At 29.2% G+C, this 14,947-nt stretch carries 16 protein-coding genes; 7 read left to right on the top strand and 9 right to left on the bottom strand.

What is annotated here, in order from left to right:
* Window positions 1-100 precede the first annotated feature (100 nt).
* The 6 genes from fucO to ABNK64_RS10270 all read right to left on the bottom strand — a co-directional run bounded on the left by fucO (window position 101) and on the right by ABNK64_RS10270 (window position 5,653).
* Window positions 101-1,249 (bottom strand): lactaldehyde reductase, encoded by a 1,149-nt coding sequence (gene fucO, locus ABNK64_RS10295; RefSeq protein ID WP_349764300.1) that lies wholly within the window; start codon window positions 1,247-1,249, stop codon window positions 101-103.
* Window positions 1,250-1,356: 107 nt separating this feature from the next.
* Window positions 1,357-2,256: a dihydrodipicolinate synthase family protein gene (locus ABNK64_RS10290; protein ID WP_349764299.1), complete on the bottom strand. Its 900-nt coding sequence runs from the start codon at window positions 2,254-2,256 to the stop codon at window positions 1,357-1,359.
* Window positions 2,257-2,266: 10 nt separating this feature from the next.
* Complete coding sequence (locus ABNK64_RS10285) at window positions 2,267-3,190, bottom strand: fumarylacetoacetate hydrolase family protein (RefSeq protein ID WP_349764298.1); 924 nt, start codon at window positions 3,188-3,190, stop codon at window positions 2,267-2,269.
* 22 nt (window positions 3,191-3,212) lie between these two features.
* Window positions 3,213-4,373: a UxaA family hydrolase gene (locus ABNK64_RS10280; protein WP_349764297.1), complete on the bottom strand. Its 1,161-nt coding sequence runs from the start codon at window positions 4,371-4,373 to the stop codon at window positions 3,213-3,215.
* A gap of 18 nt (window positions 4,374-4,391) precedes the next feature.
* A complete protein-coding gene (locus ABNK64_RS10275) occupies window positions 4,392-4,673 on the bottom strand; it encodes a UxaA family hydrolase (protein WP_349764296.1) in 282 nt (93 codons plus the stop codon).
* A gap of 26 nt (window positions 4,674-4,699) precedes the next feature.
* Complete coding sequence (locus ABNK64_RS10270) at window positions 4,700-5,653, bottom strand: 2-keto-3-deoxygluconate permease (protein ID WP_349764295.1); 954 nt, start codon at window positions 5,651-5,653, stop codon at window positions 4,700-4,702.
* Window positions 5,654-5,887: 234 nt separating this feature from the next.
* On the opposite strand from ABNK64_RS10270, the gene ABNK64_RS10265 reads away from it, so the two are divergent.
* Entirely contained in the window at window positions 5,888-6,676 is a 789-nt protein-coding gene (locus tag ABNK64_RS10265; protein ID WP_349764294.1) for an IclR family transcriptional regulator, read from the top strand.
* Window positions 6,677-6,743: 67 nt separating this feature from the next.
* On the opposite strand, the gene ABNK64_RS10260 is transcribed toward ABNK64_RS10265, so the two are convergent.
* Both ABNK64_RS10260 and ABNK64_RS10255 read right to left on the bottom strand, forming a co-directional pair.
* Complete coding sequence (locus ABNK64_RS10260) at window positions 6,744-7,967, bottom strand: L-serine ammonia-lyase, iron-sulfur-dependent, subunit alpha (RefSeq protein WP_349764293.1); 1,224 nt, start codon at window positions 7,965-7,967, stop codon at window positions 6,744-6,746.
* On the bottom strand, window positions 7,967-8,986 hold the full coding sequence (locus ABNK64_RS10255) for a PTS sugar transporter subunit IIC (protein WP_300342214.1): 1,020 nt from the start codon (window positions 8,984-8,986) through the stop codon (window positions 7,967-7,969). The genes ABNK64_RS10260 and ABNK64_RS10255 overlap by 1 nt, the downstream gene beginning before the upstream one ends.
* Before the next feature lie 417 nt (window positions 8,987-9,403).
* On the opposite strand from ABNK64_RS10255, the gene ABNK64_RS10250 reads away from it, so the two are divergent.
* The gene (locus tag ABNK64_RS10250) at window positions 9,404-9,937 is read left to right on the top strand and encodes a helix-turn-helix domain-containing protein (RefSeq protein ID WP_291256483.1); all 534 of its coding nucleotides are present in this window, start codon (window positions 9,404-9,406) and stop codon (window positions 9,935-9,937) included.
* A gap of 67 nt (window positions 9,938-10,004) precedes the next feature.
* Here ABNK64_RS10250 and ABNK64_RS10245 read toward each other — a convergent pair whose 3' ends face one another.
* Window positions 10,005-11,810 carry a replication initiator protein A gene (locus ABNK64_RS10245; protein ID WP_349764292.1) on the bottom strand — a complete coding sequence of 602 codons (1,806 nt, stop codon included), beginning with the start codon at window positions 11,808-11,810 and terminating at the stop codon, window positions 10,005-10,007.
* 750 nt (window positions 11,811-12,560) lie between these two features.
* On the opposite strand from ABNK64_RS10245, the gene rpmH reads away from it, so the two are divergent.
* The 5 genes from rpmH (at window position 12,561) to ABNK64_RS10220 (ending at window position 14,757) form a co-directional block, all read left to right on the top strand.
* Window positions 12,561-12,695, top strand: coding sequence for a 50S ribosomal protein L34 (rpmH, locus tag ABNK64_RS10240; protein ID WP_005886225.1), 135 nt, complete (start codon window positions 12,561-12,563; stop codon window positions 12,693-12,695).
* Between the two features lie 77 nt (window positions 12,696-12,772).
* Complete coding sequence (rnpA, locus tag ABNK64_RS10235) at window positions 12,773-13,111, top strand: ribonuclease P protein component (RefSeq protein WP_291259688.1); 339 nt, start codon at window positions 12,773-12,775, stop codon at window positions 13,109-13,111.
* A gap of 11 nt (window positions 13,112-13,122) precedes the next feature.
* Entirely contained in the window at window positions 13,123-13,365 is a 243-nt protein-coding gene (gene yidD / locus ABNK64_RS10230) for a membrane protein insertion efficiency factor YidD (protein WP_291256486.1), read from the top strand.
* 8 nt (window positions 13,366-13,373) lie between these two features.
* On the top strand, window positions 13,374-13,994 hold the full coding sequence (locus tag ABNK64_RS10225) for a YidC/Oxa1 family membrane protein insertase (RefSeq protein ID WP_300342207.1): 621 nt from the start codon (window positions 13,374-13,376) through the stop codon (window positions 13,992-13,994).
* 4 nt (window positions 13,995-13,998) lie between these two features.
* Entirely contained in the window at window positions 13,999-14,757 is a 759-nt protein-coding gene (locus ABNK64_RS10220) for a Jag family protein (protein ID WP_349764291.1), read from the top strand.
* Window positions 14,758-14,947 lie beyond the last annotated feature (190 nt).

The raw sequence follows: 14,947 nt of genomic DNA, 5'->3' as shown, positions 1-14,947 counted from the left end.
GATTTCTATTTTTTTGCAAAAAAAGAAAAAGGCGTTGCAACTGATATTTAAAAACCATCAGTTTGCAACAGCCTCTTCTTTATTACTGTTTATATACATATTAATATACTTTATTATATAGTTTTTCTATATCTTCCAAAGTTACATCTTTTGGATTTCCACCAGTACAAACATCTGCTAAAGCATCTTTTGATAATTTTGGTAATCCCTCTTCAGGTATTCCAATCTCTCTAAGTGTTTGTGGTATTCCTACATCAATAGCAAGTTTTCTAACTGCATCTACTGCTGATTGAGCTGCTTCCTCTCTGCTCATTCCTGTTGTATCTACACCCATAGCTCTTGCTATATCTCCATATTTATCTATACAAGCTGACATATTGAACTCCATTACTGTAGGAAGTAGTAGTGCATTAGCTACTCCATGAGGTATATCATATACAGCTCCTAAAGGGTGTGCCATTGAGTGAACTATTCCTAATCCTACATTTGAGAATCCCATTCCTGCTACATATTGAGCTATACTCATTCCATCCATATCCTCTAAATTCTTATCAGCTACAGCTCCTCTTAGATGTTTTGATATTAATTCTATAGCTTTTATCTCAAACATATCTGAAATTACATGAGCCCCTTTTGTAATATATCCTTCAATTGCATGTGTCAAAGCATCCATTCCTGTTGCTGCTATTGTTTTATTTGGCATTGTTAACATCAATTCAGCATCAACTATTGCTACTAATGGTATATCTTTAGGATCTACACAAACTATCTTTCTATTTTCATCTTCTAAAGTTACTACATAATTAATTGTTACCTCTGCAGCTGTTCCACAAGTTGTAGGTAGAGCTATTATAGGTACACATTTAGTGTGTGTAGGTGCTACTCCCTCTAAAGATTTAATATCCTCAAACTCTGGGTTATTTTTTGTAATAGCTATTGCCTTAGCTGTATCAATTACTGATCCTCCACCTACTGCTACTATAAAGTCTGCCCCTGCAACATTAAATGCAGCTAATCCATCTTTACAGTTTTTAACTGTTGGATTTTGTTTTATCTCTGTAAATACTGAATATGCTATATTAGCATCATCTAATACTTTTTTTACCTTATCTAATACTCCACAGCTTTCAAGTATCTTGTCACTTACAAGTAAGGCTTTTTTATACCCTCTTGCCTTTACCTCAGTTGCTAAATTCTCTCTGCTTCCTAAACCAAAATAACTTGTCTCATTCAATATGTATCTTGCCATTTTTTCCCTCCCATTATTTTTATATCCCTATTCTTTAAATACCCCTTTTTTCTCAATTTGTCAATATTAATTTTATAATTAAGAGAAAAGGATAGTATATACTATCCTTAAATATTTTTTTCTACTGTCTCCATAAGTTGTTTTATTTGTTCAATTTCTTTATCAGTTGCTTTTAAAAATGGTTTTATGCTATTTTCTTGTAATTCAATTCCACGTAATATCATCGCTTTTTTTACTATTGTTATAAAAGGATTTCCAATTTCATAAATTTTCATTAACTTATTTACAACTTTCTGAATTCTACTTACTTCTTCAAAATCTTTAGTATTAAGTGCTTTTACCCATTTTGAAAAAATTTCTGGATAAAGATTTGATAATGCACCAATACATCCATTTCCACCTGAAAGTATTAAATGTGCTAAATTTTCATCATATCCTGAAAGCACTACAAAATGTGGAAACTCTTCTCTTATTGTTGTTAATAATTTTCTTGTATGTCCCATTTCACTTACAGTATCTTTAAATCCTACTATATTTTTATTTTTACGTATCAAATTTAAAGTAATTTCAGCAGTTAAATCGTAACCTGTTCTTTCTGGATAATTATATAAAAATATATCACCATTTATTTTTTTAGCTATTGTGTCAAAATAATATTCAATACTTTCAGGAGATAGTGCAAAATAATACGGTCCAACAATCATTACAGCATCTGCTCCTTTATTTAAAGCATAATTTGATAATTCTACTGTTTCTTCAACTGTCATACAACCTGTTCCAACATATAATTTTACCCTTTTCTTTATAGTTGTTATTGCTAAATCTATCAATTCTTTTTTCATTTCCATTGTCATTGAATAAAATTCGCCAGTACTTCCCATTAATACTATACCATCTATGCCACCTTTTATGAGATGTTCCCAAATATTTTTATTTCCTTGAATATCTAAATTATTGTCTCTATCAAACGCTGTTACTACAGGTGTTAAATACATTGCTTTTTCCATTTGTGCTCCTTTATTTTACTTTATTTATTAACTCCCCAATTTTTTCTATTTTACATTTTATAATATCATCTTTTTGTAAATATTTTGGTGGGTCAAATCCTACCCCTACTCCTTCTGGAGTTCCTGTTATAATTATATCTCCAGGTTCTAAAGTCATCCCTTGAGAAATTTCAGATATTATCGTTGGAATATCTGAAATAAAAAATCTAGTATTTGAATTTTGTCTTATCTCTCCATTTACTTCACAAGAAATGTTTAATTCAAGTGGCAATTCTACTGCTGAACCATGCAATATTACTGGTCCCATTATTGAATAAGTATCTAGACTTTTTCCTCTAAACCATTGAATATGATCTTTTTGTAATTTTCTAGAAGAAATATCATTAAATATAGAATAACCAAATATATACTCATTTACGTCTTCTTTTGATATATTTACTCCCTCTTTTCCTATAATTACTGCTAATTCAACTTCATAATCTAAATTATTATCAAGTTGTAATTTACTAATGATATAATCATTTGTTCCTATTATTTCTTTTGACCTTTTTGAGAAAAAAACAATCTTTGAAGGAGTTTTAAAATTATTATCAAATCTATTTTGAGTTTCTAATAAGTGTTCTTTATAATTTACACCTACACAAATTACATCATGTATTGTTTTTTTTATTGGTGAACAAATTTTTACATCTTCTAATTTATATTCTCCTACTTTATTTTTAATTTTTTCTCTAATGTCTTTCAAATTTTGTTTTGTCAAATTTCTTATAATAGTTATCATCGGATCTATTTCTGCTTTTTCAATATCAAATAATTTTATTATTTTTAATTCTGTTTTATCTAATACTCCTATTTTTTCTTCATTATTTGCTATAAATCTTATAAATTTCATAAATAATCCTTTTATAAATTTAGTTTTAAATAAATAAAACATATCTTTCTCTTAAAAATAATCATTAAACATAATTACAAAGTCTTGCAATTGCAGTTTCTGTATATCCTAAAGTCTCTGCTTTTGTTTGTTTTCCATTAGCTACACTTATTACTTCATCTAGTAATTCATTTCCCAATTCTTTTAACGTTTGAGGTCCATAAATAACAGGACTAGCATCAATATCTATATTATCTTTCATATTCTCAAAAGTTAATTTATTTCCAGTAATTTTAATTACTGGAGATATCGGATTTCCTGTAGGTGTTCCTCTCCCAGTTGAAAATACTATTATTTGTGCTCCTCCTGCTACCATTCCAGCAACTGATGAAGGATCATTACCTGGAGTATCCATTATTACTAAACCTTTCTCCGTAATTGGTTTTCCATAATCAAATACAGCATTTACAACCGAATGTCCTCCTTTATGTATACATCCTAATGATTTTTCTTCAAGTGTTGTTAATCCTCCTGCTATATTTCCTGGAGAAGGATTTCCTATTCTTACCTCTTCACCTACTAGTTGAAGTGCTCTCTCATATCTATGAACTATATCATAAATTCTTGTTTTAACTTCATCATTCTTAGCACGTGATGCTAATATATGTTCTGCTCCTATAAATTCTGTTGTTTCCGATAAAATTGATGTTGAGTTTAGTTCTACTAAACGATCACTTAATTCTCCTATTAAAACATTTGAAGCTAATCCACTTGTTGGATCTGACCCTCCACATTCAGTTCCTATTATTAATTCAGAAATATCACATTCTTCTCTTTGTTGCATTGATGCTTCTTGTGCCATTTTTCTTCCAGCACGTACTGCTCTTTCAATAGTCGTAATTGTTCCACCATTTTCTTGAATTATAAAAGTCTCCATTGGCTTATTTGTCCTTTGTCTAATTGCATCAACTACTAAATCCATTTGACAGTTTTCACAACCTAAAGATACCACAATAATTCCATATACATTTGGATTTGCAGCCATTCCTGCCATTATATCCATCGTTAGTTGTTGGTCTCCAGTTACTTGTGAACAACCATTTTGATTATTAAATGTTACTGCACCTTCTATTTGTGATGCTATTATTCTAGTAGTATCAGACGCACAAACACTTGCTGGTAATATAAAAATTTTATTTCTTACTCCTACTTTTCCATCTGGTCTTCTATATCCTAAAAATTTCATCTCTCTATCCTCCTTCTGTTATAATTCTTCTCTGTGACTTTCTACATTATGAACATGTACATGTTCGCCTTTTTTTATATCTCTAGCTGCTATTCCTATGTGTTCTCCATATTTAATTACTGGTTCACCTTTTTTTATTTCTTTATTTGCTAGTTTATGATATATTTGAATATCAGTTAAAGCTTCTAACTCTATATCCTCATTATCTCTTTTATAAAATATAGCTTCTCCTTTCTTTATTATTTCAATTGCAACTGCTACATTATCTTTTTTATCAATTATTACAGCATTTATTTTCATTTATTTCCTCCCTTTTAAAATATATTTTAATTAACTTCATTAATTTTAGGACATCCATACTTTTTAGCCCAATAATTTGTCATTAAAGGTGCCAATATTGCTGTTACAACTACTGCCGCAGCTACCTGTGTTGTTGCCTCTCCTACATATGGAGCCCATGCAGGATCTATTATTCCTACTGCTGCTGGTACTGCAACTGCATTTCCTGCTGTTGTTGCTACTGCCCAACCAGCATATCCTGGCCTTCTTCCTATCATTCTATCACAAAATACTATAAATGCTCCACCCACAAAAACTGATATAAGACCCAATACTATTCCTGGAACTCCTCCTTTTAATACATTACTTAAATTTATCCCTGCTCCCAAAGTAAAACCAACAAAAGGAATTAAAATATCTCCTGCTGGTGCCATAAAATCTCTCATTCCTTTATCTATATTTCCAATAATCATTCCTACAATTATTGGAACTACAGTTGCTACTAATGCCATTAATGGTACGTTTGCTAATCCAGATGCTCCTAATGCTATTAAAGTTAATAATGGTCCATCATTTAACGCTAATAATGCCATTGCAGCACAATCTGTTGTATCTCCATAAGTTTTCATCAATGCCAAATAAACACTTCCATTACTATTAGTTACAGCACTTATTATTGCTAGTGTTGTTAATCCACAAACTCCTGCAAATCCAAATATTTTCCCTACAGCTATCCCAATTGCTGCTCCTATCACAAATTTTGAAATTAATAATATTCCACCACGTTTTATTACTTTTGGCATATCTGCTATTTGTAAGGTAGTACCTAAACAAAATAGTTGAATTCCCATTGCTGTTGCCGCTCCTGCACTTGAAAAAGTTGCGGTAGTAAAAGATCCTATTTTTAAGGCCGCTGGAAAAAAAGTATTCATAAAAGATCCTATTAACAACGGAACTATCATCATTCCTGCTGGAACTTTTCGCAAAAATTTTAATATCATAATTTACCCCCCTTTATTTTTACACTTCATTTAATTCGTATTTACAAATCGATTTTATATATACGTACTTGCTATATTTGAATACTAATACATTTTTATAAAATTGTCAATACTTTTTTTTAAAAAACTTTTTGTACTTATTAAGAACAGTTTTTTCAAAATATTATATGCTACTTTTTTTAGATAATTTTTGATATAATATCTATATAATATTTTATTATACAAGGGGTGAATATGAAAAATACAGAACATAATCCTACTCTCAGAGTTTTAAATATTTTAGAAACATTGGCTTCTAATCCGGAAGGATTAACTTTAACTGAAATTTCGGAAATAATAAATTCGCCTAAAAGCACAATACTTCCAATCATTCATACAATGGCTAATAAAAAATTTATCTTTTTTAATGAAAAAACATATACCTATACAATCGGGATAAACTCTTTCTGTATTGGATCATCATATATTGGAAATATGAATGCTTTACAATTTATAAAATCTGAAATGGAATATGTTGTAAAAAAAACTGATGAAATTTGTCAAATGGGAATTTTAGAAGGGGGTGAAGTTTTATATGTTGCTAAAGTTGATTCTACTAATCCAATCAGAATAACATCATCTGTTGGAAAAAAATTACCTGCCTATTGTACTGCATTAGGAAAAGCTATGTTATTTAATTATTCAAAAAATGAATTGAATAATTTTTATCCACTAGGTCTAAAAGCATATACCAAAAATACAATAACTAATTTTGACACTCTTTTTGAGCAACTTCAAATGATAAAAAAAACACACATTTCTACTGAATATGGCGAGGCAAACGAAGAATTAAGTTGTATCAGTGTTCCTCTAATGAATGGTCATAATATTATTGCTGCAATAAGTGTTAGTGCACCTTCTTTTAGATTTACTGATGAAAAAAGTAAGCTTATTATTAAATATTTATTAGATGCTAAAAGTAAAATTGAATTATTTTTTAGAGAACATGATATTAATAATTCTCAACTAATATTGAATAAATAAAAAAAGAGTCAAAATTGACTCTTTTTTTTACACAATATCTTGTGTTTTTATTATTGATTATATACAATTAATTTTCTGAATCATCATTTAAGAATTTATCGTAATACTTAGCTAGACCACCAGTAGATGTCTCTTTATATGCAGAACACATATCTACTCCTGTCTCTTTCATTGTTATAACTACTTGGTCAAAACTTATTGTGTGATCTCCATTTGTTGAAAGAGCATAGTCAGCTGTATTTAAAGATCTTACTGCAACAATTGCATTTCTTTCAATACAAGGAATTTGTACATATCCACCAACTGGGTCACAAGTCATTCCTAAGTGGTGCTCCATTCCCATCTCTGCAGCATACTCTATCTGCTCAGTAGTTCCACCTAAGATGTATACAGCCATTCCTGAAGCCATTGAACATGCAGCTCCTACCTCAGCTTGACAACCACCTTCAGCTCCTGATATTGTAGCATTTTCCTTTATTAAGTTACCAATTAATCCTGCTATTGCTAAAGCTCTTAATGCTGTTGTCTCATCTAATTGATACTCCTCTATAAGAGCTCTTAAAAGACCTGGTATTACACCAGCTGCTCCACAAGTTGGAGCTGTAACTATTGTTCCAGCACTACTATTTTCCTCTGACACTGCTAAAGCATATGCAAAAATCTTCTTTGTCAACACAAGATAATTTCTTTTCTTGTCAATTTTATCAAAAATCTCTTTCGCCCTTCTTTTATATCTTAATTTTCCTGGAAGAACTCCATCTTTTCTTATTCCTCTATCTACAGCAGCATTCATTGTATCTAAAATACTTTTTAAATGCTCCCAAATAGAAGGTCCTTCACAGTACTCAACATATTCCCATAACTCTTTATTATTCTCTTTACACCATGCCATAATATCATCCATTTTATTTAGATTATAGCATTGTCCTGCTCCACTTCTTTTATCAGTAAGTTCTTTTATAGTTCCTCCACCAACAGAGAATACTAACCACTCTTTCATAACTTTTCCATCTTTATCTAAAGCTATGAATTTCATTCCATTAGTGTGATACTCATGTATGAACTCTGGCATCCAGATTATCTCTGTCTTAACAGGTTTTAAAGTCTCCTCTATTATCCAGTCTGTTAAGTGTCCCTTACCTGTTGCTGCTAAACTTCCATAAAGTTCAACTATATATAAGTTTGCTCCTTCAGTTTCTGCTTTAAATTTCTTTGCTGCTCTTTCTGGACCCATTGTATGAGAACTTGAAGGTCCACATCCTATTTTAAATAATTCCTTTAAGCTATCCATTAATTTTTACCTCTTATCTCTTCTACAGTTTTAATTTTATAATTTTTGAATATTAATGATCCTACAAATCCTGCTAGTATTCCTGAAGCCGCACACATTAAAGCAACTTTTGTTACTGTAATTGGATCATTGAAACCATACATTACCATCAATCCTGCTATTGGTGTTGCTGTTCCTGTTGCATTGTTAACAAGTCCGAAAAGAGCTACTACAACTCCTGCTAATGCTCCACCTATAAAGTTTGTTACATAAACTGGTATTGGGTTTGCTGAAATTACGTCTGCCTGTGTTAATGGCTCTATAGCTACTGCTATTGTAGTTTTTCTATCTCCAAATCCCATTCTGTGGAAAAATACTCCATTCATAAAAGATGATCCCATTACTGATAATGCTCCAATTGCCATAGGTACACCTGTTAATCCCATCATAGCTGTTAAAGCCATTGATGATAATGGTGCAGTTGCTACTACAGTTATTACTCCACCTAAGATAACTCCCATTAAAATTGGGCTAGAATGTGATGCAGATTCTAATATTCTTCCTATATTTAATAGAGTAGAGTTTACTATAGGGTTAGATACTGATGCTATCAATCTAGCTACTGGTGCCATAAAACATATTACAAATATTAGATCTAAACCTTGTGGTACTTTTTCTTCTATCTTTGGAATTACAAATGATAAAATATATCCAGCTAAGAATCCAGGTAATATTCCAAATCCTGCTACAGAAACTCCTGTTAATACTGCATATGTAGGGTTAACTCCTAATGCTAATGGTACTAATATTGCTGCTGCAACTCCTCCCATTGATCCTGCTGCTTTACCAACTTCTCCTAAAAAAGGAACTCCAAAAAGATCTCCACCAACATACAATTGGAATGCTTCTACTAGGAAACTTGCTGTTGCTGCTCCTGCTAAAGCTCCCATAGCTTTCATTCCTCTTGGTGCTTTCATACTGAATAATGAAAATCCTCCTAAAACCACAAATAATAAAACTACTCCTTTAATAACGTCCATCATTTTCTCCTTCTTCGTTTGATTTTACTTTACAAAAGTTAAACATAACTTTACGATATATTTCGTTCTCTTTACGTATATTATCGTTTTTTTAAATACATAAAAAGTATAACACAACATCTAAAATATTTCAAGAATTTTTTCACTTTAATGAAATGTTTTATTCAGAAAACACCACTGTTGCAGCCTTTTATTGTTTAATAAACCAATGATTCTATATAATTTCTTTATTATAATAATATTTTTTTCACTATACTAAACTTCCATTTTTTTGAAATTTTTTTAATATTGTTGTTATAAAATATTGTAATTTTTTTCACTATTTTTTCCTTTTTTGGCTTTTTAGAATTTACTTTAATTGATCTTTATGTTATAATTTTAATGATTAGATTTTTTGAATTGGAGGACTAGCCATTAATGAAACTAGGGGAAAAAATTAAAGCAATTAGAAAGAATAAGGACTACACCTTAAAACAATTATCAGAAATTACTGGGCTTTCGATCGGATTTTTAAGTAATATTGAAAGAGATCTTAACAGCCCATCAATTAATAATTTACAGCAGATCTGTTCAGCTTTAGGAATAAATCTAATGGAGATACTTGATGAAGAAGTTGGTACTAATCCAATCACTAGAGCTACTGAGAGAGAAGAGATTTTAAAAAATATTGAAACAAACATAAAAGTTGAAAGTTTATTAAACAAAAAAGCAAGCTTAAATGGAATAGCAATTACAATTGATGAAGAGAGTTCTTTTAGTGATATGACTTGGGGTCATAGCTATGATGAGATCGGTATTGTTATCAAGGGAGAGTTAGAGATAGAATTAGATAGTGCTCTATATCACTTATATGAAGGCGATTCAATTTTTATCAAACAAAACACTCCTCATAGATATAGAAATCCTGGTTTAGTATCATCTATTGTCTATTGGGTTTCTAGTAAAAAATAGATATATTACAAAAAAAACCAAACAATGAAGTTTGGTTTTTTTATTATTGATTATATACATTGAATTTTTATTTCTCTTCCTTTTCCTCTTTCATAACTCTCTCTATATAATCTTTTATTGCACCTATATATATTGAACGTGTTTTGACTTTCATTGCTAGTAAGAAGTTAATATCTACTCCCATCTCATTAGAACAAAGCTCTAAAGCTTTCTCCTCTATTTTTAATTTTTCATACTCATCATAACTTTCAAATTCCTCTATAATGCTCTTAGGTACATTTTTATCATCTATTATCTCAGAAATGTTACTTAACACAGTTTTCTTTTGGTTTCTTCTAGCTTGATTTATTTGTTTCTTACTTTTTAGTCCCTTTTCTTTTAAAATGTTAGAGAATAGAGTCAAATTCTGCTTATTGTTATTTTTTTCATTGGCAGATAGATTTTTTAATACTCCATTTATATACTGTACTAGTGTTGTTTTTATATTTCCAGTTAAGTTCTTGTACAGAATATTTAAAACCTCTTTTGTTTTTTCCTCTCCCTCTTCTTTAAAGATCTTCTTAATCTTAGTATCAGTTCTCTTATCCCAAGCTTTTTGTACATAGATATTTCTTTTTGCTTTTTTGATTCTATCTAGTATCTCATCTGTAAACTCAGTAGTATCTGTAACTTTTTTCGTTGTTTTTACAGGCACACTCTCTTTAACAGGAGTTTTTTCACTTTCAAATTCAACTATTTCAGCATCTTCTATACTATCATTTTTGTTATAGTAAATATTTTTCTTAGCATTTGGAGTTGGAACTGTTTTATTTTCAATATATGTTGAAACGTGACAATTTCCATCTTTTTCTCTGTTAAAAATATAATCTAAATAGTAAGTATCCTCCTCTTTGGTATATTGTGATGTATAGTTTAAAATATACCCTAACTCTACTAAGACATCGAAGGCTTTTTCAACTCTTTTTAGTACCTGTTTTAGTCTACAAAGAACATACTGTTTCATCTCACCATTTTTGTTTGGTCTCTCTGTTACTTGTTCAGTTTTTAAAGGAATAATTGCAGCTAGAGTTCTCAAATTCATTCTATCTCTATCTTTATCGTATCTTATTTTACTGATATACTTATAGATTCTTCCAGCTATAGGATCTTTTGTAAGTATCTCTAATAAGGATCTAGAATTATATTTAATATATCTCTTATCCTTTATCTTCTGTCTGATATTTTTATTTAGAGTCACTCTATAATATTTTTTTCTTCCCTTTTCTAACTTTTGATAAGTTAGAAGTTTAAACTCCTCATCTTCAAACTTGTAATTTCCTAACTTCGTATGATTTGAAACTACAAATTGGTACTCAGTATTCTTTAGATTTTTCAATGCTTGTTCAACCTTGGTATAATAGGTTCTGTTCATCTTATTCCCCAAAAAGTTTACAATAAAATCTGAAATTTCAAACTCTATATAGTCATCTGTATCATTGATCTCCTTTTTTAATTCATACATTGAGATCAAATATGTATATATCTTCTCTTCGAATATAGAGGGTTGAAAAACCTTATCTTTACTGTCTTTAGCTATCAATGTACATGACATTGTAACCCCTAAATCTTCAAATGAGTATTGAAAATTTATTCTCTTATTCTGTTTTTGAGGAGTAAAAAATGGAAAAACAATCATCTCTACGGGAATATTTATTATATTATCTTTTAGATTTAAAAAATTTCCTGTCTCTTTTATTACTACTTCTTTTACTTCAATGTCTGGAACTTCATTCAGTTTAACCTCAACTTTTTTAATATCCTCTAACAAAGATCCAGTTTTGACAATATTAAAACTATCTAATTCATCTGAAGTTGCTTTCTCGTCTTTTTTCATAAAATTATCTCCTTCAAAAATGTATATAATCAATAATATACCATTTTTTATGTATATTGACAATAATATTTTTAAAATTATATAATATTCTTATAAACCTTTATTTTGTTGAGTTAGTAATTTTTATATAACTTCTCTTTCCAAAGAAAACTCAATAAAAATAGGGATTTTAAAATATGTATATGAATATTAATAAAAGTTATTTTTCTAAGAAGTCCAATTTTTCTAAAGTTTTTCACTAATGAATAGTTAAATATCATATAGAAACATAGAAAAATTAAGTATCTTATCTAATGTATATAAACAATAATATTTAAATACTTCCATTTATCCTTATTTTTCAAAGGGTCTTATATATATTTTACTTTAAACTCCAATAAAAATAGGGATTTGTTAATTTGTATATGAACATTAATATTTTTATTATGTATAAAAGTCTTATAAATAGAGGATTTGTTTTATCTTAATCTTTAAAATCCCTTATAATATCTAGGTTTTAGCTTTTGTATACGATCATTAATATTTTTTTGAAATAATTCTCATTTATCCCTTGAAAAATAAGGGCTCTTTTTAAAAAAATTTTTATCTTGGTCTGTACATAAAACAAAAAACAATATACAAAAAAACATACTAGGTTATGGTTTGTTATTTTTTATTTTTTGATATTTTTCAATAAATACTTGACAAAATGACAAAAATACTATAAAATTTTTATCTGAAATATAGAATTTTTTTCGGAGGTGAAAAAGAATGAAAAGAACATACCAACCAAATAAAGCTAAGAGAAAAAAAGATCACGGGTTCAGAGCTAGAATGGCTACTAAAAACGGTAGAAAAGTATTAAAAAGAAGAAGAGCTAGAGGTAGAAAAGTATTATCAGCATAGAACCCGGTGTTATATATCACCGGGTTTTTACAAGAGCCTTTTATCGGAAATAGCGTATTATTAGGAGAATAATAATCATGAATAATTTGAAGAAAGACAGAGAGTTTCAAATAATCTACAATTCGGGAAGAAAAAGTTTTGGTTATTACTCTCTTATTTTTTTTAAGAGAAATGATAGTAATTTAAAAAGATGTGGCTTTGTTGTAAGTAAGAAGACTGGAAATGCCGTTTGTAGAAACAGATTAAAAAGATTGTTTAGAGAATATTATCGTCAAAATGAAGAGAATTTAAAAGATGGTTATGATATTATTTTTGTGGCTAAAAGAACTGCAGGAGAGAATATTAAAAAACTAAGTTTTTTTGATATTGAAAAAGATTTGAATAAAGTTCTTAAAAATGTTAAATTATTTAAATAGGAAAAATAACTATGAAAAAAATTATACTTTTATTGATTAAGTTTTATCAAAAGTATATATCTATATTTTTAGGCAAAAATTGCCGATTTTATCCCACTTGCTCAGCTTATACTTATGAGGCAATAGAGAGATTTGGGATAATAAAGGGTGGATATTTAGGTGTGAGAAGAATCTTGAAATGTCATCCCTTTCATCCTGGTGGGTATGATCCTGTACCAGAAAAAAAAGAGAAAAAATGTGAGAGAAAAAATTAGGAGGATTAATGAGTTATATTTATGGTTTATTAACGGGGGCTATTTCTGCTCTTTTAAATTTAATGCATAGCTTAACAGGAAACTTTGGAGTGGCAATAATATTAGCTACAATAGTTATAAAAATTATATTACTTCCATTAACTTTAAAACAAGATAGATCTATGAAGAGTATGAAGGCATTACAACCTGAACTTGAAAAGATTAAACAACAATATCAAAATGACCCTAAAATGGTAAATCAAAAAACTATGGAGTTATATCAGAAACATAAAGTTAATCCTATGGGAGGATGTCTTCCATTATTGATACAACTTCCTATACTATGGGCATTGTTTGGAGTATTAAGAAATCCTGCAAATGTTCCTCAGGAATCTACATTTTTATGGATGCAATTAATTAATCCAGACCCTTATTATATATTACCTGTTTTAAATGGAGTAGTATCATTTTTCCAACAAAAATTAATGGGATCATCAGATAATCCTCAAATGAAGAATATGATGTATATGTTCCCTCTAATGATGGTGTTTATATCTTACAAAATGCCAGCAGGATTACAAATTTATTGGTTAACATCAAGTGTTGCTTCAGTAGTACAACAATACTTGATTATGAAAAAAGGAGATTAATTGTATGAGTAATGTGATAGAGATAAAGGCTATGAGTCAGGAACAAGCTATAACTAGAGCATTAAAAATTATGGAAGCAACTCCTGAACAAGTTAAAAAAGTAGTTGAGAAACAAAAGAGTAGATCTTTTTTAGGTTTATTTAACAGAGAAGGGATCTATGAAATTGAGATAGATAAAAGCTTAAAGGCTGAAGTAAAAGAAGTAAAAAAAGAGGTTAAAAAAACTGAAACAAAAGTAGAAAAAGAGATAGTTAAAGAGACTGAAACTAAGAAAAAACAGGATGTTGAAGTAAAGTCAGAGGTAAAAGAGAGTAAAAAAGAGAGAAAAGATGCAACTAATATGATAAAAGCTAAAGCAGAAGAGCTTTTAGAAAATATTGGTTTGGTTTTAGATGTTGAAGTCGATAGAATAAACGACAGAAATTATTTAGTTAATCTTTATGGAGAAGACAACGGAATTATCATTGGTAAGAAAGGTAAGACATTAAATAGTTTTGAATATCTATTGAATACCCTTATGAAGGAGTATAGAATAGAGGTTGATGTAGAAGGATTTAAGGCTAAAAGAACAGAAACATTGAGAGAGCTTGGTAAGAAAATGGCAGAAAAAGCTTTAAAAACTACTAAGCCAGTAAGATTAAATCCTATGCCACCAAGAGAGAGAAAGATAATTCACGAAGTAATTAATAAATATCCTGAACTAGATACTTATAGTGAGGGAAGAGATCCAAAGAGATATATTGTAATTAAGAGAAAAAAATAGGAGTGTTAAATCTGTTGTGAATAATATATAACTTCATATAAAAATCTATAAAATATTGAAAGATTATGATATAACACTGTTAAAAAATTAGAAAAAAGATTAAAACAGAAACGAAGACAAATAAGTAGAAAATATGAGATGAATAAAATTAAAAAAGAAGGAGGTGGACGTTGTCAATTTATAAAAACTA

This window comes from Fusobacterium sp. SYSU M8D902 (assembly GCF_040199715.1).
Lineage (GTDB): Bacteria > Fusobacteriota > Fusobacteriia > Fusobacteriales > Fusobacteriaceae > Fusobacterium_A.
Note: the sequence above shows the minus strand (reverse complement) of the source record. Positions and strands in the feature narration are given on the sequence as shown.